General features: G+C 61.9%; 17 protein-coding genes and 2 tRNA genes. 8 read left to right on the forward strand and 11 right to left on the reverse strand.

The annotated features are described in order from the left end of the window. Window positions 1-72 precede the first annotated feature (72 nt). Entirely contained in the window at window positions 73-717 is a 645-nt protein-coding gene (locus ACQY5P_RS11765; RefSeq protein ID WP_428407060.1) for a MarC family protein, read from the forward strand. A gap of 7 nt (window positions 718-724) precedes the next feature. Here the strand turns inward: ACQY5P_RS11765 and ACQY5P_RS11770 are convergent, their stop codons facing one another. From ACQY5P_RS11770 to ACQY5P_RS11785, 4 genes are all read right to left on the reverse strand, one after another. Then, on the reverse strand, window positions 725-1,108 hold the full coding sequence (locus ACQY5P_RS11770) for a hypothetical protein (protein ID WP_428407061.1): 384 nt from the start codon (window positions 1,106-1,108) through the stop codon (window positions 725-727). 84 nt (window positions 1,109-1,192) lie between these two features. Then, window positions 1,193-2,050: a DUF4908 domain-containing protein gene (locus ACQY5P_RS11775; protein ID WP_428407062.1), complete on the reverse strand. Its 858-nt coding sequence runs from the start codon at window positions 2,048-2,050 to the stop codon at window positions 1,193-1,195. Window positions 2,051-2,178: 128 nt separating this feature from the next. Continuing rightward, window positions 2,179-2,904, reverse strand: a complete 726-nt coding sequence (gene phbB, locus ACQY5P_RS11780; protein WP_428407063.1) for an acetoacetyl-CoA reductase — start codon at window positions 2,902-2,904, stop codon at window positions 2,179-2,181. Window positions 2,905-2,947: 43 nt separating this feature from the next. Next, window positions 2,948-4,123, reverse strand: a complete 1,176-nt coding sequence (locus ACQY5P_RS11785; protein ID WP_428407064.1) for an acetyl-CoA C-acetyltransferase — start codon at window positions 4,121-4,123, stop codon at window positions 2,948-2,950. Between the two features lie 234 nt (window positions 4,124-4,357). On the opposite strand from ACQY5P_RS11785, the gene phaR reads away from it, so the two are divergent. After that, window positions 4,358-4,963 (forward strand): polyhydroxyalkanoate synthesis repressor PhaR, encoded by a 606-nt coding sequence (gene phaR, locus ACQY5P_RS11790; protein WP_428407065.1) that lies wholly within the window; start codon window positions 4,358-4,360, stop codon window positions 4,961-4,963. Window positions 4,964-4,980: 17 nt separating this feature from the next. Here the strand turns inward: phaR and ACQY5P_RS11795 are convergent, their stop codons facing one another. Next, window positions 4,981-6,753 carry an EAL domain-containing protein gene (locus ACQY5P_RS11795; protein ID WP_428407066.1) on the reverse strand — a complete coding sequence of 591 codons (1,773 nt, stop codon included), beginning with the start codon at window positions 6,751-6,753 and terminating at the stop codon, window positions 4,981-4,983. Window positions 6,754-6,917: 164 nt separating this feature from the next. Here ACQY5P_RS11795 and ACQY5P_RS11800 point away from each other — a divergent pair, with 164 nt between their 5' ends. After that, window positions 6,918-7,154 (forward strand): hypothetical protein, encoded by a 237-nt coding sequence (locus ACQY5P_RS11800; RefSeq protein ID WP_428407067.1) that lies wholly within the window; start codon window positions 6,918-6,920, stop codon window positions 7,152-7,154. Window positions 7,155-7,188: 34 nt separating this feature from the next. Here ACQY5P_RS11800 and ACQY5P_RS11805 read toward each other — a convergent pair whose 3' ends face one another. After that, entirely contained in the window at window positions 7,189-7,608 is a 420-nt protein-coding gene (locus ACQY5P_RS11805; protein WP_428407068.1) for a hypothetical protein, read from the reverse strand. A 136-nt stretch (window positions 7,609-7,744) separates the two neighbouring features. Then, window positions 7,745-8,497 carry a glycosyltransferase family 2 protein gene (locus ACQY5P_RS11810; protein ID WP_428407069.1) on the reverse strand — a complete coding sequence of 251 codons (753 nt, stop codon included), beginning with the start codon at window positions 8,495-8,497 and terminating at the stop codon, window positions 7,745-7,747. A 91-nt stretch (window positions 8,498-8,588) separates the two neighbouring features. Between ACQY5P_RS11810 and ACQY5P_RS11815 the strand changes: the two genes are divergently transcribed. Both ACQY5P_RS11815 and ACQY5P_RS11820 read left to right on the forward strand, forming a co-directional pair. Further along, window positions 8,589-10,247 carry an ArnT family glycosyltransferase gene (locus ACQY5P_RS11815; protein ID WP_428407070.1) on the forward strand — a complete coding sequence of 553 codons (1,659 nt, stop codon included), beginning with the start codon at window positions 8,589-8,591 and terminating at the stop codon, window positions 10,245-10,247. A 32-nt stretch (window positions 10,248-10,279) separates the two neighbouring features. Next, entirely contained in the window at window positions 10,280-11,767 is a 1,488-nt protein-coding gene (locus ACQY5P_RS11820; RefSeq protein WP_428407071.1) for an ArnT family glycosyltransferase, read from the forward strand. On the opposite strand, the gene ACQY5P_RS11825 is transcribed toward ACQY5P_RS11820, so the two are convergent. The 4 genes from ACQY5P_RS11825 to ACQY5P_RS11840 are packed head-to-tail and all read right to left on the reverse strand — an operon-like array spanning window position 11,752 to window position 16,844. Beyond that, window positions 11,752-12,699 (reverse strand): glycosyltransferase family 2 protein, encoded by a 948-nt coding sequence (locus ACQY5P_RS11825; protein ID WP_428407072.1) that lies wholly within the window; start codon window positions 12,697-12,699, stop codon window positions 11,752-11,754. The two genes, ACQY5P_RS11820 and ACQY5P_RS11825, sit on opposite strands and share 16 nt — an antisense overlap. Window positions 12,700-12,705: 6 nt before the next feature. Further along, window positions 12,706-13,971: an O-antigen ligase family protein gene (locus ACQY5P_RS11830; RefSeq protein WP_428407073.1), complete on the reverse strand. Its 1,266-nt coding sequence runs from the start codon at window positions 13,969-13,971 to the stop codon at window positions 12,706-12,708. A 9-nt stretch (window positions 13,972-13,980) separates the two neighbouring features. Continuing rightward, complete coding sequence (gene thrS, locus ACQY5P_RS11835) at window positions 13,981-15,945, reverse strand: threonine--tRNA ligase (RefSeq protein ID WP_428407074.1); 1,965 nt, start codon at window positions 15,943-15,945, stop codon at window positions 13,981-13,983. 32 nt (window positions 15,946-15,977) lie between these two features. Then, window positions 15,978-16,844 carry an ATP-grasp domain-containing protein gene (locus tag ACQY5P_RS11840; protein ID WP_428407075.1) on the reverse strand — a complete coding sequence of 289 codons (867 nt, stop codon included), beginning with the start codon at window positions 16,842-16,844 and terminating at the stop codon, window positions 15,978-15,980. Between the two features lie 47 nt (window positions 16,845-16,891). Here ACQY5P_RS11840 and ACQY5P_RS11845 point away from each other — a divergent pair, with 47 nt between their 5' ends. From ACQY5P_RS11845 to ACQY5P_RS11855, 3 genes are all read left to right on the forward strand, one after another. Then, window positions 16,892-17,434 (forward strand): DUF6265 family protein, encoded by a 543-nt coding sequence (locus ACQY5P_RS11845; RefSeq protein ID WP_428407076.1) that lies wholly within the window; start codon window positions 16,892-16,894, stop codon window positions 17,432-17,434. 143 nt (window positions 17,435-17,577) lie between these two features. After that, window positions 17,578-17,650, forward strand: a tRNA-Lys gene (locus ACQY5P_RS11850). Window positions 17,651-17,652: 2 nt separating this feature from the next. Continuing rightward, a tRNA-Asp gene (locus ACQY5P_RS11855) sits at window positions 17,653-17,722 on the forward strand. Window positions 17,723-17,772 lie beyond the last annotated feature (50 nt).

Raw genomic sequence — 17,772 nt, forward strand, 5'->3', positions numbered from 1 at the left:
GCGCAATCGCGCAGTCTTTCCACTTGCGCGCATTCGCGCGCGGGGGCAGAAGGCGGTTAAAGGAGCCTTTCCATGCTGGCCGACATCCTGCCCGCGTTCATCGCCGCCTTCGTGACGCTTTTCATCGTCATCGATCCCATCCTGGTGACGCCGATTTTCGCCTCGCTGACGAAGAGCGACGCCCCGCGCGAGAGGCTGAGGATCGCCTTCATGGCGGCGGTTTATTCGGTAGGCATTCTGTTGCTGTTCGGCTTCGCCGGGAACGCCATGCTGCATCATCTGGGCGTGACGCTCGAAGCCTTCCGCGCGGCCATGGGGATCATTTTGTTCATCATGGGCTTCCGGATGTTCTTCGATCCGGATTCAGAAACGCAGGCGAAAACGCCCGGCCCGAAAGCCTCAGCCCGGGACAACATCGCGTTCTTTCCCCTCGCCATGCCGATGCTCGCTGGTCCCGGCGCCATCGCCACGGTCATGCTGCTGATGGGCCCCGGCGTTACAGCGCTCGACAAGGCCGCCACCATCACCGCCATGCTCATTGTGCTGATGATCGCGGTGTTGATGATGGCCTTTGCAAGCCGGATCGGCGACGCGCTGGGCCGCACCGGCATGAACGCCATTACGCGTATTCTCGGCATGCTCTTAATGGCGTTGTCGACGCAGTATGTATTCGACGGTGTGCGGGTCGGCATTCTGGAAAAAATCAGCGCGGGTTAACGCGGCTTCAATTGTGGCTGGCGCCGTAAGAGAACGTTCCGCCGCTGTGATTGGCGCCGGAGCCGTCGCCGGTGCAGACGAACCGGGTGATCCTGGGCGCGTTTCCTGCGCGGCAGCTTTTTTCGATTTCCGACAGACCGCGATCGCAGGCTCTTGCGATATCGGCGTCTTGCGGCCAGCCGGCAAAGCTGCGCCAATCGATCGTCACGTCGAAGCTCATGCCGCAAAGCTGCTCGGTAAAGGCGGCCTCGCGCTCCAGCGCGGCTTCATCGGATTCCTGCGCGCGCATTTCCCGGAGGGACTGCGCCGCAAAGACCGGTGACGCAGCGCACAAAAGCGCGCCGGCGGCGGCGAGAGCCCGGATCCGGAATATGCCTTTTGCGTGCGTCATGGGCGCAGTCTTCCCCTTCATTGCGGCTGTTTTAAGACCGAAAACTGCGGAATTCATAAAGAAACCCGCCGAAAAACCGCCGCCTCAAAGGGTTTCTTCGAGATAACGAGCGACTTTCGCCGAGGACGGCCGGCCCGTTATGTCCCCATTCGGGACATAAATGATTTCAAGGGCTGAGCCATCGAGCGCGACCCCTGGCGCTGCGCCCGGAAGAAAGGCGACGCGGCGGATGCGCCCGGCGATGACGCGCGCGCCCGTCGCATCGTCGGCGACCATGGCGAGCCCCTTGGCAGCCGTCAGCACTGCGTCGGAAAGGACCGCAGCGTTGTCGCCGACCGTGCGGCGCCCGGCGCTGACGTCGAAAAAGATCGGCGAGCCGATGATGGCGCTCAACTGCGCCGAAGCGCCCTGCGCTCGCCGCGCCGCAGTTTCGTAATCTTCGAAAACAAGCGTGAGCGGATGGTCGTCGCCGAAGGATTTCGACGCCGCGATGCCGTGATCTTCGCCGGGCCAGAAGACTGTCGCTCCGCCATAAGCAGCGATCCGGAGCAAGGTCTCGCCTTCGTCGGTCTTGTAGATGACGTCGCCGCGGGGCCCCCGCGTCGCGCTCAGGGAATGAATTTCCGGCGCGGGGCCCGCGGAATCGAGCACGCAGTCGAGGCGAGGATCCTGAGACGAGCATAAAAACCGCACCCGCGCCGTCGCGCCGCGCTCCTCAAACAGAAAGATCCGGTCGTCGCTGGCGAGCACATAGCGCTCCACCGCCCGCGCGGGACCGTATTCGCTGACGCGGTCGCTGCGCTTGCCTACAAGCGCGGAGAAAGGGTTGTCCGACTGCTGAGCAAGTTTGACGGGCGATTGCGCAGCGGCCCCGGAGATAAAAACCGGCGCAAGCGAAAGCGCCGCAACCATCAGCAATGGCGCGGCGGCGAAAGGCGCCATCCGAATGCCGCCCCTTCGGGGGCCCTTGATTCTCATGACCCCACTGTAGCCTGCGATTTTGGTGAAAAAAGGGCCCCGCGAGCGGCCTTGCGCCCCGGAGCCTCTTTGTGAAATCAACGCCTTGGACCCTAAGCGGCGATATACTGGCCGCCATTGGCGGTCAGGACCGCGCCAGTGATGAAACCGGCCCGATCATCGGCGAGGAAAGCGACGCAATCGCCGATTTCGTCAGCCTCGCCAAGTCGGCCCACCGGAATCTGGGCGGTGATTTTTTTCAGCGCCTCCTCCGGCATCGCCGCGACCATGTCGGTGGCGATATAGCCGGGCGCGACCGCATTGACGGTGACGCCCTTGAACGCGCCTTCCTGAGCGAGGGCGCGGGTGAAGCCGATCATCCCCGCCTTCGCCGCGGAATAGTTCGTCTGGCCCATCTGGCCTTTCTGGCCATTGATGGAAGCAATGTTGACGATGCGTCCAAAGCCGCGCTCGCGCATGCCGGGAAACACCTGGTGCGACATGTTGAAGACGCTGTCGAGATCGGCGCGCATCACCTCGGACCATTGCTGCGGCGTCATTTTGTGGAACATGCCGTCGCGGGTGATGCCGGCGTTGTTGACGAGAATGTCGGTCGGCCCCTGCGCCGCTTCGATCTCGGCGACGCCGGCTTTGCACGCTTCATAATCGCCGCAATCCCATTTGAAGACGTTGACGCCGGTTTCTTCCTTGAATTTCGCTGCGGCCTCGTCATTGCCCGCATAGGTCGCGGCGACATTGCAGCCCTTTTCCTTCAAGGCGAGGCAAATCGCGCGGCCAATGCCGCGTGTGCCGCCGGTGACAATTGCGTTCCTGCCCATATTTTTGTTCTCCCTAATTTTGTTTCCACCCTACGCCTTTAGGCTACCGCTCGACGCACAGGGCGACGCCCATGCCGCCGCCGATGCATAGCGTCGCGAGGCCTTTCGACTTGCCTGAGCGTTTGAGCTCATAAAGCAGCGTCGTCAGGATGCGCGCGCCTGAAGCGCCAATGGGATGGCCGATGGCGATGGCGCCGCCATTGACGTTCACTTTCGAGGCGTCCCAGCCGAGCTCTTTGCCGACGGCGAGGGATTGCGCCGCGAAGGCTTCATTGGCTTCGATCAGATCGACATCGTCAAGGGACCAGCCTGCTTTTTCAAGGGCGAGACGCGAGGCCGGCGCAGGCCCGATGCCCATAATCGACGGATCGACGCCGCAATGGGCCCAGGACGCGATTGCAGCGAGCGGTTCGAGCCCGCGCTCTTTCGCCTTCGCTTCTGACATGACGATCAATGCTGCGGCGCCGTCATTAAGCCCAGAGGCGTTCGCCGCAGTCACCGTGCCGTCGTCGCGCTTGAAGGCGGGTTTGAGGCCGGCGACGCCCTCGATCGTCGCGCCCGCGCGAATATATTCGTCGTCGGCGAAGACAATGTCGCCCTTGCGGGTCTTGATCGTGACCGGAGTGATTTCCTCTTCGAATTTGCCGGCTTTCTTCGCGGCTTCGGCCTTGTTCTGGCTGGCGACGGCGAAAGCGTCCTGTTCCTCGCGGGTGATTTGATATTTCTCGGCGAGGTTCTCCGCCGTCATGCCCATATGATAATCGTTATAAACGTCCCACAGACCGTCTGTGATCATGGTGTCGGCAAAGCTTTTCGGCCCCATTTTCTGGCCGTCTCTGAGATGCGCCGCATGGGGCGCCAGCGACATGTTTTCATGGCCGCCGGCGACGACCACGGACGCGTCGCCCAGCCGAACCGCCTGCGCCGCCATGGCGACGGCGCGAAGGCCAGAACCGCAGACCTGATTGATGGTCATGGCCGGCTTCTCTTTGGGGATGCCCGCGCCGATGGAGGCCTGACGGGCGGTGTTCTGGCCCTGCCCCGCCTGGAGGACGTGCCCCATGACCGTCTCGTCCACATCGGCGCCCGTCAGTCCGGCCCGCTCCAGGGCGGCGGCGATTACCGTTTCACCCAGTTTCGCCGCCGGAACGGCCGCCAGACTCCCGCCGAAAGACCCGACGCCCGTTCGCGCCGCCGAAACAATAACCGCCCTCGTCATAGGAGCCTCCTCGCCCGATGTTATGCGCCCGAAGACCGGAGGGCTTGCCGTCAAGCCCGCCCTTCAGACGCGAAGGATAAACAATCTCAAGGGCTTACCGCAGCGAAAACTTGTGGGTTTCGCATAGGCAAAGCCTGTTTTCATGCTATAGCAGGATTAGCAAGCGCACAAAATGATTGCGCCGCAGCGCCGCAACACTTCTGCGGCGCCGCAAAGGGCCGGGAGGGCAGGACCATGAGTGAAAAAACAAAAGGCCGCGGCAGGGCCGAAGGCGAACCCATTGTCATCAAGAAATACGCGAACCGCCGCCTCTACAATACGGCGACGTCGTCTTATGTGACGCTCGATTTTCTCGCGGAAATGGTGAAGGAGGGCGACGACTTCGTTGTCTATGACGCCAAGTCCGGCGAAGATATTACGCGCTCGGTCTTAACGCAGATCATCTTCGAGGAAGAAAGCAAAGGCCAGAACTTGCTTCCGATCCAGTTCTTGCGACAGCTCATCAAATTCTATGGCGACAGCTTGCAGACCTTCGTGCCGTCCTATCTCGAAATGAGCATGGATGCCTTTTCTCGCAATCAGGAAGAAATGCGCGGCCGCATGCGCGACGCCTTCGGCGGGTCGCCCGGCTATGCGATGTTCGAGGAAAGCGTTCGCAAGAATATGGAGCTTTACGAGCAGGCGATGAAAATGTTCTCGCCGCTCGGCCCTTCCTATTCGCCGCAGCGCGGCGGCGCCCCGGCGCCCAAAAAGGAAGAAGATGCGGACGACATCAATGCGCTGAAAAGCCAGGTCGCCGCGCTTCAGCGCAAGCTCGACAAGCTTGAAAGCGAAGACTGAGACTTAAAAAACCGGTTTTAGGATTGGCGTCGTTCGGCGCGCTGCGGCGCCTCGTTCGGCGCGCCTTCCGGCAGCCAGTCCGGATTGGTTTCCGGTTTGCCGATCAAAAACCCTTGCAGAAAATCGACGCCGAGTCCCTTGAGGAGCATCGCGTCGGCTTCGTTGTCGACCCATTCCGCGACCGTCTGCATGCCGAAATTGCGGGCGAGATCGAGGAGCGTGCGGACGAAAAGCTGGTTCTCACGCGAGGATGATACGCCGGTTACAAAGGATCCGTCGATCTTCAGGATGTCGATGTCCATCGCTTTGAGGTTACGGAACGACGTGTAGCCAGCGCCGAAGTCGTCAATACCGAAGCAGCAGCCGAGACGCTTGATCTCGGAAACGAATTCGATCGACGCATCGATGGAGTCGATCACTTGCGTTTCAGTGAGTTCAACGGTGATGCGGCGCGCCAGATCCTGATGGGCGCGAAGGAGCGCTATATAGCCTTCCGCCCAGACGAAATCTTTCACCGTCTCCATGGAGATGTTCACATTGAGATGGATGTTCGGAATGACTGAAAGCGTGTTCAGCGCCAGTTCAAGGACGCGGCGGTCGAGGAGATGGACAAGGCCGAGACGCTCCGCCGCCGGAATGAATTCCGGCGCGGGGATGTTCTGGCCGTCATCGCCGCGCATGCGGATAAGGCACTCGAATTTTTTCGGGGTTTCGTCGAGATCGGAGACGATGGGCTGGAAGGCGAGACGCACGCGGCGCTCGTTAAGCGCCGTCAGGATGACGTCCGACATATGCGTGTTGCGCCGGCGCATGGAGACAACGTCAGTCTTGTCGGTGAAGGCCGACCAGCTCGACTTGCCAATGCGCTTCGCGGCGTCGAGAGCGGCTTCCGCGCGGGTCATGGCGTTGTTTGAGGTGTCGGCTTGCTGGGGAAGGCTGACAGCGCCGAGACACACGGAAGCGGCGACAGCGCCGCCTTTTGTTTCGATGACGCTTTCGCGCACGACGTTCATCAGCCGCACGCAGATCTGGCGCATGTGGTCTGCGTCGGTGTCCGCGATGATGATGCCGAATTTGGTGCCGGCGACGCGGCCGATGCGGTCATCGGGCCCGAGAACGCTGGCGAGCCGAAGGCCGACCTCGGCGATGACCTTGTCTGCGGCTTCAAAGCCGAAGTCAGAGTTGACGGCGCCGATATCGTCGATGCCGACCATCAGATAGGCGCCGTTGCGGCCGGCGGAAATCATCTCGGCGATTTTTGCATCGAGGGTTTTTCTAAGATGCGTGCGGTTGAGATGTCCTGTGAGTTCGTCATTAACCGCAAGCCAGGACAATTGCTCATCCCGGCGCTTGCGGCTTTCGATGGAGCGAATGACGCTGATGAGACGGCGGTTCTGGCCGGCGCCGATCCAGCCGCCGCGTTCCTCCACCCAATGGCCGTCAACGCCGTCGCGTTTTAATTGATATTCGCAGGAATAGCTCTGGCGGTCGCCGGCAAAAGCGGCTGCGCGCGCTTCGTCTTCATCGCCTTTGATGCAAGCGGAAAACGCGTTTCGGGTCGCGGCCACATGATCGCGTTCGACGCCAAAAATCCGCGCCGCCGCATCCTCGTCAGACCATTTCAGACTGTCCGCGGCGGGATCGAATTCGAACATGGTCTGAAGGCCGCGGTCTGAGGCATCGCCCTCCGAGGCGACGGAAAACGCGGCCCGGGCATGAGGCTCATTCGCCTCAGGCGCCTTGCCAGCATCAGACTTTGCATGAAAAAACGCCTTGGCGTTATCAGCCATCAAACTCACTCGCACATTTACCAACCAACCTTAGCCCCAAAGCCGTAAATAAAATTTGAAGTGGAAAGGTCCGGAACCGGCTAATTTCTCAAGGTGTTAACGAGCCTCTGGCGCGGATCTTGCGATTCACCTTGCGTATGTGATCGCAAGCATGCGAGGCAAGTATGAAAGAAGTCCTTAACCTTCCGGTTTTTACGCGACAGAGCGTGAGCCCCGCCGCCATCCCGGCTTTCGATTTCTCGCGCGCCATGGCGATTCACTCAACGCCGCTGTGTTTTGCAGGGCCTCGCCTTGAGCGGCGGGCGCTTAAACCAGCCGTGGAGAGCGCTGCATCAAAGCGCTACCGGCAATCGCTGCGGCTGTCCCATAACGGGCCGCAAGCGCTCGACATTTATTTCTAGAAAATCAGTCGCCTCAATCGAGGCGTGACGCCAGCTAACCGGAAAGGCCGCCGCCCACCGCCAGATCGCGGCGCGCCGTGACCGTGGTGACGATGAACCCTGCCATAAAGTCGAGGAACGTCATCGACATGAACAGGAAAAACACGGAATTTCCGAAGCCCTTCACGATGATGAAGAGCAGCAGCGAGACCACGAAAACCACCACGGAAAGCGCATGGTTCATGATCGATTCTGAACCTGTCTTGGTGGAGCGCAACAGCTCGACAAACAAGAGGCCCATGCTGACCAGGAGGAACAGATCGCCTGCGTTGACGGTCCAGATCTCGCCAGACACCATGGTCAGCTCGAGGATTGTTGATTCGTACCACACTGGGCCCGCAGCGCCGGTCAGCGCCAAGACGGCATATACAATCAGGCTGATCGCCAGCAATGGAAACATCTGGTACATGGACATCCTCTATCCTTCCTTTACCGCCGCCCCCTCACAGCCCTATTCGCCCCAAAACGAATGGCGGGCGTTTGGCGGCCCCCGTTAACAACAGCTTAACACGGGGCGCGGCCCGCGCCAAAACGGAAATGTGCGCGGAAAATCAGTCTTCTTCGCGAATTTCGCCGGGCCGGCGCGCGCGCGCGTTGAGCCACATCACGCCCATCAGGTCGCGAACCGCAACAAGTGCGCGCCCGATATTGGTGTATTTTGAAGCGCCATGGGCGCGGGCGCGATGGGACACCGGCGCGAAGCCCACCGCGTAACCCTCCCGCGCCATCAGGGCCGGCAGATAGCGATGGATGTGGTCGAAATAGGGGAGCGCCAGAAAGGCCTCCCGCCGGAAGACTTTGAGTCCGCAGCCCGTATCCGCCGATCCGTCCTTGAGGAGCCGTCTTCGAATGGCGTTCGCGGCGCGCGAAGCGGTTTTCTTCGCGGCGCTGTCCTGGCGGCCCAGCCGCTCTCCCGCCACCATCGCGAGACGGCCGTCAGAATCCAAGAGCCGCCGGTACAGCGCCGGGATGTCCGCCGGATCGTTCTGGCCGTCGCCGTCGAGGGTGGCGATGATTGGCGCGCGCGCCGCCAGGATGCCAGTGCGCAAGGCGCGGCTCTGGCCGGCGTTTTTCTCATGATGCAGAATGCGCAATTGCGGATGGCGTCTTTTCGCGGATTTGAGCGCTGAGAGCGTTTCATCCGTCGACGCGTCATCGACCATCACGATTTCATGGTCGACGCCTTTCAACGCCGCAGCGATTTCGTCGGCGAGGACGCCGGCGCCCCCTTCCTCATTGTACATGGGAACGACAATACTGAGGGCGGGGCTGAGCGCCGGAGTGGGTGACGGTCTGCTTTCCATAATGGAAGGCTCTTATCTGATCCGCGCGCGCCGGTCACGCCGGACGATCGGCGGCCAAGACAAACCTTCCGGATGCCGGTAAGATTTTGGGATGAGGGGTTTTCTGATCGACGACGCCGGCCTGTCGCGCCGGGCTGCAGCCGCGCTTGTGGCGGTTTTCGCAGCGGCGACGGCGTTCGCCGGTCTTTTCGCGTTGCCGCCCCTAGACCGCGACGAAGCCCGCTTCGCACAGGCGACGGCGCAGATGCTCGAAAGCGGCGACTACATCACCATCCGTTTCCAGGACGCCGAGCGCAACAAGAAACCGGCGGGGATTTACTGGCTGCAGGCGGCGAGCGTCGCCGCGCTATCGGATGTCGAGGCACGCGAGATCTGGGCCTATCGCGTCCCCTCCATGATCGGCGTTGTCTTCGCCGCTGTCTTCACTTTTCTCGCAGGGGCGAGGGTCTACGATGTGCGCACCGGATTGCTGGCCGGGCTCCTCCTCGCCAGCGCGCCGGTGGTCGCCGCCGAGGGCACCATCGCCAAAACGGACGGCATGCTCCTCGCGCTCATCTGTCTCGCACAACTCGCCTTCATCGAAATCTATGCGCGCGTGCAGGCGGGCGAACGAAGCGGCTGGGGTTGGCCCATCGCGTTCTGGGCGGCGCATGGAGCGGGAATTCTCGTCAAAGGCCCGATTGCGCCCATGATTTCTCTCCTGACGGGGCTCGGCCTCACAACTGGCGCGCCGCGATTTAAATGGATCGGGCCAATGCGCCCCGTCATCGGCATCTTCGTGCTGGTGCTGATGGTCGCCCCATGGGCGTTTGCCATCTGGAAGGCGACGGACGGGCGTTTCTTTTCCGACGCTATCGGCGGCGACATGCTGGGCAAGGTCGGAGACGCGCAGGAGGGCCATGTGGGCCCGCCCGGCTATCATTTCGCGCTCTTATGGCTGTTGTTCTGGCCCGCTGCGGCGCTGATCGTCAGCGGCGTCGTCACGGCGTGGAAAGAGCGCAAGGACTGGCGCGCGCGGTTCTTCCTGTCATGGCTCATTCCCGCCTGGATCGTTTTCGAAATCGCGGCGACGAAGCTGCCTCATTATGTCATGCCGCTTTATCCGGCGCTCGCGATCATGGCTGCGCACGCCGCCGCGACAAGGATGCGTTTCGACTGGACGCAAAAGCTCGGCACGCTCATCTATGCGGGAGTAGGGCTCGCCGCCGCGGCGTTGATCGCCCTACCGCCGATCTATTTCAGCGCGGCGCCGGTGACGGTGATCTGTTTCGCCGCCGCCGCCATCACCGGCATCGCGGCGCTTCTCATCGCTTATCTCTTCTGGCGCGGGCGCGGGATGGAAGGCGGCGTCGCCGCCTCATTGCTCGCTGCGCTTTACGCCTGGGTCTTATTGACAGCGGTCCTGCCGGGTCTTTCGCAATTCGCCGTCAGCCCCCGCCTCTCGACACTGCTCGAGCTCAACGACCGGCACCCGCTGCATGACGATCTCCCGCCCGTCGCGCTCGCCGGCTATTCGGAACCCTCGGCGATTTTTCTTCTGGGGACTGAGACCATGCTCGGCTCCGGCGGACAAGCGGCGGTGCGGCTTGTCTCCGGGGAAGCGAGCGCGGCCATCATCGAGGCCCGGGAGGAAGATGTCTTCCAGGCGGCGCTCAATGGCGCAACCGTGACAAGCCTTGCCGTCATCGACGGGCTCAACTACTCCAACGGCAAAGACGTGAAGCTGACCATTTACATTCTCGCCCCCTGATTTTTTCGAGCCTTGGCCATGTCCGGAGCGTCATGACGGCTATCTTCAGCAAACTTGCAGCGGCGCCGTTCTGGCGAAATTTCTGGATGATCGCCGCCGCTATCACGGGCCTGCGCGTGTTGACCCTGCTTTTGACGCCGCTCGGCATTGGTCCCGACGAAGCGCAATACTGGTATTGGTCGCGTGATCTCGATGTCGGGTATTATTCGAAACCGCCGCTGATCGCCTGGGCGATTGCGCTGACCACAGGCCTCTTCGGCAATGACGGCTGGGCTGTGCGCCTCTCGGCGCCGTTCTTTCATGCCGGCGCCGCGGCGTTTCTCTATCTTGCCGCGAAGCGGCTTTATGACGAGCGCGCTGCGTTCTGGACGGGCCTCGGCTGGCTATTGATGCCGGGCGTTCTCCTTTCCTCTTTCATCATGGCGACGGATGCGCCGCTGTTGTTTTTCTGGTCAGCGGGGCTCTACTTTCTGGCGCGGATCATCGACGCCGCTTCACCGCGGCTTGCGGATTTCGCCGCTCTCGGCGCCGCCATCGGGCTCGGGCTCATGTCGAAATACGCCATGGTCTATTTCCCGCTGGCGCTTGCAGTCTCTCTCCTCTCAAAACCGGTGCGCGCAAAGCTGCTGGCGCCGCCGCTTGCGCTGACAGGCGTGATCGCCGCAGCGATCTTCGCGCCCAATATGATCTGGAACGCGCAACACGATTTCCAGACGCTCTCTCACACCGCAGACAACGCCGATTGGGGGGCGCAGTTTTTTCATCCCCTGGCGTTCCTTGAATACTTCGGCGGGCAGTTCGCGGTTTTTGGAATCATTCCTTTTGCAGCGCTGCTTTACATCGTTTCAAAGCGCGGCGCATGGCGGATGGAGACCCGTGATTTCACGCTGCTCGTTTTCGCTCTGACGCCGCTTGTTATTGTCGGGGTTCAGGCGCTCTTGTCTCGCGCCCACGCCAACTGGGCGGCGGCGTCCTATCCCGCGGCGTTGCTTCTGGTCACAGGATGGTTGTTGCGGGAGAAGCGTTGGGGCCTCGTCAAATTCAGCGCCTTCTTTCACGCGTTCTTGCTCTTGGTGTTCACGGCCGGCGTGCTCGCGCCCCGACTTATCGACCGCGCCGGCCTCGCCCCGGCGGTCAGGGATTTGCGCGGCTGGAAGGAACAGTCGGACGATATCATGTCTTACGCGGCGGGTTATGACGCCGTTCTGGTCGATGACCGCTATCTCATGGGCGAGATGCTGTATCACCAAAAAGACAGCCCTGTCGAAATCGCCGCGCTCGACGTCAATGCGTCGGTCGACAATCACTACGAAGCGTTCCGTCCATTCGATCCGGCGCGCATGAAGCGCGTGCTGTTCGTCACCGTGCGAAGCGACGCCGCGCATGTGGATTACCGTTTTCGCAGGATCAAGAAACTTGGTTCTGTGGAAGCGGCGCCGGGCGCCGCCCAGCGCCGATCCTATACGCTCTATGAGCTGTCAGAGTATTTCGGAAAAACCGCCTCTCAGCGCTCGGACTGACGCCTGGCGAGGGAACGCGCCCGTTCAAGACCGCGGCCGCCGGCGCGCATTCTGAAACCGGCAAGCCGCAGCCCCTTCCGGATGGCCCGCTTCACGAAAAGAACGCCGAACAGCGTCCATAGGGCGCCGTCCACAAGCCAAAGAAACGGCTTCGGATAAGCGTCGGAGAAATGCGTGTGGAAATACCGGATGATCCCGGCAGTTTTACGCGCCTCGATCTTCACCGGATTGGCGCGGCTCGAGCTTTTGTAATGCGTCACCGCCACATGCGGATTGAACCAGACGTCGCCGCCGGCTTTCGCAAAGCGCAGGCAGAAATCCACATCTTCGACATGCAGGAAATAATGCTCGTCCATGCCGCCGATGAGCTCGTAATCGGCTTTCGGTAGAAACATGACGGCGCCGGAGAGCGTCGGCACTTCCGTAACATCAGGCGGGCATTCTTCCGTATGAAGATTGAACCGCCGGAAATAGGGATGGTTTGGCGCGAGCTTGTAAAGCCGCGTCGCCTCGACAAACGCCGTCCACGGGGTCAGCACGCGCCGGCGCGAGCCTTGCTGCTCGGCGCCGTCCGGATCGACGAGCTTGGCCCCCATGAGCCAGGGCCTTTGCAATGCCGCGCTGTCGGATAAAAGCCGGGCGAGGCCCCCCGGCGGCGCCAGCGCATCGGGATTGATGATGAGAAGATAATCGCCGTTCGCGGCTTTTGCGCCGAGATTGCAGCCCGCGGCGAAACCGACATTGCCTTGCCCAGCGATCACGCGCACTGGCGCGCCATCCCCCGCGGAGGCGGCCTCAACATCGCCGGGAAAATTGCCGTTATCGATGAGAATGATCTCCGCAATCTCAGGCTGCGCGCGCAAAGCCGCAATCGACCGGGCCAACACCGGCCCGGTGAAATAGCTGACAACAATCGCGGAGACAGGGGGCATGGGCGTTCACCGCTTTTCGAGCATGTGCGCAAGCGCGACGCCGCTCGCCGCCAGCGCCATGGCCGCAAGACGCCAGACCTGCCAGAGGCTTCCCTCCACCATAACGGAAACCAGAATGGCGATAAACGAACCGGCGATCGCGGCGCCGACGGCGCGGGAAAGACGCGCGCGCAAAAGCGCGGCGAGTCCGAACCAGAGAAAAGCTGCGGTCGCCAGGACGCCGGGCAGTCCGAGTTCGAGCCACAGTTGCAAAAACACATTGTGCGGATGGATGGGGCTGACGGAGAGCGCTACGGGCGAGCCCGGCACGTCGATCATGGGCGCCGTCTCCTTCCACATGCGCGCATAATCGGCGCCGCATCCAAAGGGCTGACAGGAGAAAGCTTCCATCCCTGCCGCCTTCCAGATCGCCAGCCGGTGAAGCGACGACGACATTTGCGTGGCTAGTTGCGGAGAAAAGGTTTTTTCAGCTTCGGCGTAAATCGCCTCTACAGGGATCAACGAGGCAAGCACAGGCGCGAGGAGAAGAAGCGCGATGGCGCCGCCGCCGACGAGTTTCAGCGCGAAACGCTGCGCGTTGAGCGCCAGAAGAACCGCTAGGAGGCCCGCGCCGATGGCGACGACATTCGCAAGGACGTCATTGGTGGCCGCGGCGACGACGCCGAGCGCCAGAACGAACACCGCCGCTGTCCGCGACCATTGCCTCACCGCAATCGCTGCTGCGGGAAACAAGGCGGGCGCCAGCGCCGTGACGCCGCGGCTTAAGGCGATGATGTCGCGTTCGCCCGAAGGCTCATAGGGAGGCGCCAGACGGCGCAACAGGCCGTCCGTGACGCCCTCGAAGGAAAGAATGACCATGCCGGCGACAAGCGCCCATAAAAAGGCGCGCCCCAGACGCCACGCCCAATCGCGCGTCAGGGTCAGCGAAAACCAGATGATGCTGGCGCCGACGAGCGCGGGCCCGAGCACCAGAAGAAACATGCCGGGGTCGCCTCTCGGCGACCAGAAGCCCGACAGGAAAATCCATAAACACAATGCCAGGAGCGATGCGAAACTGGCGAATTTCGGATCGCTCAAGGATGGATTGTCGAAAAGCTTGCCAAACGCCGACTGCCAGAAGGCGCCCCGCGCGAAGGCGGGCAGGCTCGCCAGCAACAGCCAAGGCGCCAGCCCGCGATGACCGAAGACCGCCGTCAGCGGCAGCAGAAAAAACAGCGCGTAAAACCAGCGCCGGCTGAGCTTGTCCCGTTTATCTCGCCAGTGCGCGGCCATGGGCGAGCGTTAAGCGCGTTTGAGATCGGGCGCCAGCGCTTCCGCCGCAAGCATGGTCACGGCGTCTTTCAGCGCCATGGTTTCCTGATCTTTCGACCCGAGGCGGCGAAGGGAGACAGCCTTCTCCTCCGCTTCCTTGGCGCCGACAACGGCGATCACCGGAATTTTCGCATGTGAGTGTTCGCGCACCTTGTAGTTGATCTTCTCCGAGCGAATGTCGAGATCGACGCGCAAGCCCGCCGCGCGCAACGCATCAGCGGTTTCCTTCGCATAAGCGTCCGCGGCCGAGGTGATGGTGGTGACGACGACCTGCACCGGCGACAGCCAGACCGGCAGGCGCCCCGCATAATGTTCGATCAGAAGCCCAATGAACCGCTCGAAGGTGCCGAACACCGCGCGATGCAGCATGACGGGCCGCTTGCGCGCGCCGCTTTCGTCCACATAGGTCGCATCGAGACGTTCAGGCAGCACATAATCGAGCTGATAGGTGCCCGCCTGCCAGGTGCGCCCGATGGCGTCGGTCAGGTGGAACTCAAGCTTCGGGCCGTAAAACGCGCCCTCGCCTTCAGCATAATCGAATTCAAGGCCCGCTGCGGTGAGCGCATCGGCGAGCGCTTTTTCCGCGCGGTCCCAGGTGGCGTCATCGCCGGCGCGCTGTTCCGGCCTTGTCGCGAGCTTATAGCGGATGTCGGTCATGCCCATGTCTTCATAGACCCGGGCGAAGAGCGCAAGGAACCGTTGCGTTTCGTCCGTAATCTGGTCTTCGCGGCAGAAGATATGCGCGTCGTCCTGGGTCATCTGGCGCACGCGCATCAGCCCGTGAAGGGCGCCATGGGCCTCGTTGCGGTGACAGCAGCCGAACTCCGCCATGCGCAGCGGCAAGTCGCGATAGGATTTGATGCCCTGTTTGAAGATCTGCACATGCGCGGGGCAGTTCATGGGCTTCAAGGCCATGAGATCGCCCTCGCCCGACAGCACCGGACCTTCATCCTCCGTCGACGGAATTTCGTCCGGCACGACGAACATGTTCTCGCGGAATTTCGCCCAGTGGCCGGACTGCTCCCAAAAGACAGAATCGAGAAGCTGCGGGGTCTTCACCTCCACATAGCCGTCCGCATCGAGCTGACGGCGGATGTAAGCTTCAAGCTGGCGCCAGATGAGATAGCCTTTCGGGTGCCAGAAGACCGAACCCTGCGCCTCCTGCTGGAAATGGAAGAGATCCATTTCGCGCCCGAGCTTGCGGTGATCGCGCTTTTCCGCTTCCTCAAGACGGGTGAGGTAGGCTTTGAGGTCTTTCTCATTCGCCCAGGCGGTGCCGTAAATCCGGTGCAGGACAGCGTTGCGGTGATCGCCGCGCCAATAGGCACCGGCGACCTTCATCAGCTTGAACGCCTTGCCGATATGCTTCGTGGACGGAAGATGCGGGCCGCGGCAGAGATCGTGCCAGTCGCCATGGAAATAAACCTTGATGTCTTCGCCTTCGGGCAGGTCGGCGATGATCTCGGCTTTGTATTTCTCTCCGATCTCCTTGAAATGTTTGATCGCGGCGGCGCGGTCCCAGACCTCCTTGCGGGTGAGCCGATCCTCGTCGACGATTTCCATCATCCGCTTTTCGATCTTTTCGAGATCGTCGGTGGAAAACGGCGTGTCGCGGGCGAAATCGTAGAAAAACCCGTCTTCGATGTTCGGACCGATGGTGACTTGCGTCCCGGGATAAAGCTCCTGCACCGCCTGCGCCATCAGATGCGCCGTGTCATGGCGAATGATGTCGAGCGCGTCCTCATGCTCGCGGGTGACGATCTCTACCGACGCGTCAGCGCCGATGGGCTCGCCAAGATCGCGCAGCTCGCCGTCCACCTTCACCGCGATCGCCTTTTTGGCGAGCGATTTCGAGATGTTCTCGGCGATCTCGGCCCCCGTCACGGCGCCGTTGAACTGGCGTACGGATCCGTCGGGAAGGGTGATGGCGACCATGGCGTTAGACTTCTTGTTTTACTGCGTTTCTTTTACAGGCGTTCGATCAGGGCGTCGGCGAAGCGCGCCGCCGCGCCAAATTCCGGCGATGACGGGGCATAGGTGAAAAAGAGTTCCGGCTCAATGAGTTCGACTTCCATAAGCCGCAATTCCCCGTCAAGGACCACGGCGTCCACGCGGGCGTAGAGCGGCTTGCCGGGGATCAGCCCGAGGATGCCCTGCGCCTGCGCAACGGCCCAGTCCGGGGCGGCGGCGAGTTCGGCGGAACCGCCATGCTCGGCCTGACAGCGGATTTCCCCCGCTTTCGGGCGTTTCGTCACCGCATGGGTGAAGGCGCCGGCGATGAACATGAAGGAGGTCTCGCCCCGCGCAGATATCTCCGGGACCAGGGCCTGAACGAGGCCGGGCATGGCCATTTTCCGCGCGGCCGCCCTGAGACCGGCCCCGTCGTCGCGGGCGACCAGCGACAGCCCGCTCGCCGTCGCCCCGAATTCCGGCTTCACCACCGCCTCGACAAGGCCCAGCGCGTCCATGGCGGCGGCGATGGCATCCGCGTCGGGCTCGACCAGCCGCGCCGGCGGCAGGGGCGCGCCTTTGGCGGCGAGGTCCAGCAAATAGCGCTTCGACATGTTGGCGCGCATCATCGCCGGCGGGTTGAAGACGGGCTGTCCCGCCTCAAGCTTTTCCAGCCAGTCGGCGAAGGCCTCCGGCGTTTCCTGATAATCCCAGGTCGAGCGGATCACGACCGCGTCCGCATCGCCGAACGCCGCCTGATCGCCGTTCCAAGGCGCGGGATGCACGGACATGCCCCGGCGCTCACAGGCGTCGGCCAGCGCCGCATCGCTTTTCTGCAGGGCGGGCTGCTTCAGACAGGTGGCGAAAACGATGTTTTTCATCATGGCGTTTGTCGATCAGAAGCGGCGTGAAACGTCAGGGGATATGTGACATGCTGATTTTGGTCAAACAGACGGGGACATCCATGGACATCCTGAAACTGCGGCTCACGCTGGCGATACTTGCGCCCGCCTTTTTCGCCTTCATGGCTGGCGCCGCCAGAGCCGAGGCGCCCGGCTCTCTCGCCGATCTCGCCTTTCTCGAAGGCCACTGGCGCGGCGGCGAGGATTTCATCTTCGAGGAAACCTGGACCGCCGCGGACGGCGGCGTGATGACCGGCATGGCGCGCGGCGTTTCCTCAGGAGAACTCAAGGTTCTCGAATATATCGTCGTTTCCGAGGAAGAAGACGCGCTCGTCATGCGCTTCAAGCATTTCAACCGCGATTACTCCACCTGGGAAGATGGCGGCCCAGTGACGCTGTTGCTGACGGACGCGAAGGAAAACGACGTCACGTTCACCGCCGATCCGCCATCGGAAACGGTGAAATCCATCCGCTACTGGATGCCGGATGAAGCGACGCTGCAGGCCGATATCGTGCTTGTCGAAAACGGCGAAGAAGGCGGCTTCACGCTGGTGTTTGAGCGCACTGACTAAAATAATTTCTCCGAACCCGTGGACATCCCTGCGCGCGTCTTTATAAGCCGCCGCCGGTTTTCATCGTTTCGCGAGGGGTTTGTCCGCCCCGCGGGCGCGGGCGGCCCTGCCGACGCCGTGTTCCACGATGGAGATTGACCACAGGTCTATTAGCTCAAGGGTAGAGCATTCGGCGTTTAACCGAAGGGTTGAAGGTTCGAATCCTTCATAGATACCGCAATTGGTTAGCTCAGTTGGTAGAGCACTAGCCTGTCACGCTAGCTGTCGCGGGTTCAACTCCCGCACCAGACATAACGGTCCAACCGTTTCGAATAACGGGGAAGGCCGGGGACATTCAG

Source organism: Hyphococcus sp. (assembly GCF_965267305.1).
Classification (GTDB): Bacteria; Pseudomonadota; Alphaproteobacteria; order Caulobacterales; family Parvularculaceae; genus Hyphococcus.

Excerpts from the sequence above, each read along its gene's own strand:
- ACQY5P_RS11765 (WP_428407060.1), top strand. The coding sequence starts at position 73 with ATGCTGGCCGACATCCTGCCCGCGTTCATCGCCGCCTTCGTGACGCTT.
- ACQY5P_RS11770 (WP_428407061.1), bottom strand. The coding sequence starts at position 1,108 with ATGACGCACGCAAAAGGCATATTCCGGATCCGGGCTCTCGCCGCCGCC.
- ACQY5P_RS11775 (WP_428407062.1), bottom strand. The coding sequence starts at position 2,050 with ATGGCGCCTTTCGCCGCCGCGCCATTGCTGATGGTTGCGGCGCTTTCG.
- phbB (WP_428407063.1), bottom strand. The coding sequence starts at position 2,904 with ATGGGCAGGAACGCAATTGTCACCGGCGGCACACGCGGCATTGGCCGC.
- ACQY5P_RS11785 (WP_428407064.1), bottom strand. The coding sequence starts at position 4,123 with ATGACGAGGGCGGTTATTGTTTCGGCGGCGCGAACGGGCGTCGGGTCT.
- phaR (WP_428407065.1), top strand. The coding sequence starts at position 4,358 with ATGAGTGAAAAAACAAAAGGCCGCGGCAGGGCCGAAGGCGAACCCATT.
- ACQY5P_RS11795 (WP_428407066.1), bottom strand. The coding sequence starts at position 6,753 with ATGGCTGATAACGCCAAGGCGTTTTTTCATGCAAAGTCTGATGCTGGC.
- ACQY5P_RS11800 (WP_428407067.1), top strand. The coding sequence starts at position 6,918 with ATGAAAGAAGTCCTTAACCTTCCGGTTTTTACGCGACAGAGCGTGAGC.
- ACQY5P_RS11805 (WP_428407068.1), bottom strand. The coding sequence starts at position 7,608 with ATGTCCATGTACCAGATGTTTCCATTGCTGGCGATCAGCCTGATTGTA.
- ACQY5P_RS11810 (WP_428407069.1), bottom strand. The coding sequence starts at position 8,497 with ATGGAAAGCAGACCGTCACCCACTCCGGCGCTCAGCCCCGCCCTCAGT.
- ACQY5P_RS11815 (WP_428407070.1), top strand. The coding sequence starts at position 8,589 with ATGAGGGGTTTTCTGATCGACGACGCCGGCCTGTCGCGCCGGGCTGCA.
- ACQY5P_RS11820 (WP_428407071.1), top strand. The coding sequence starts at position 10,280 with ATGACGGCTATCTTCAGCAAACTTGCAGCGGCGCCGTTCTGGCGAAAT.
- ACQY5P_RS11825 (WP_428407072.1), bottom strand. The coding sequence starts at position 12,699 with ATGCCCCCTGTCTCCGCGATTGTTGTCAGCTATTTCACCGGGCCGGTG.
- ACQY5P_RS11830 (WP_428407073.1), bottom strand. The coding sequence starts at position 13,971 with ATGGCCGCGCACTGGCGAGATAAACGGGACAAGCTCAGCCGGCGCTGG.
- thrS (WP_428407074.1), bottom strand. The coding sequence starts at position 15,945 with ATGGTCGCCATCACCCTTCCCGACGGATCCGTACGCCAGTTCAACGGC.
- ACQY5P_RS11840 (WP_428407075.1), bottom strand. The coding sequence starts at position 16,844 with ATGATGAAAAACATCGTTTTCGCCACCTGTCTGAAGCAGCCCGCCCTG.
- ACQY5P_RS11845 (WP_428407076.1), top strand. The coding sequence starts at position 16,892 with ATGCTGATTTTGGTCAAACAGACGGGGACATCCATGGACATCCTGAAA.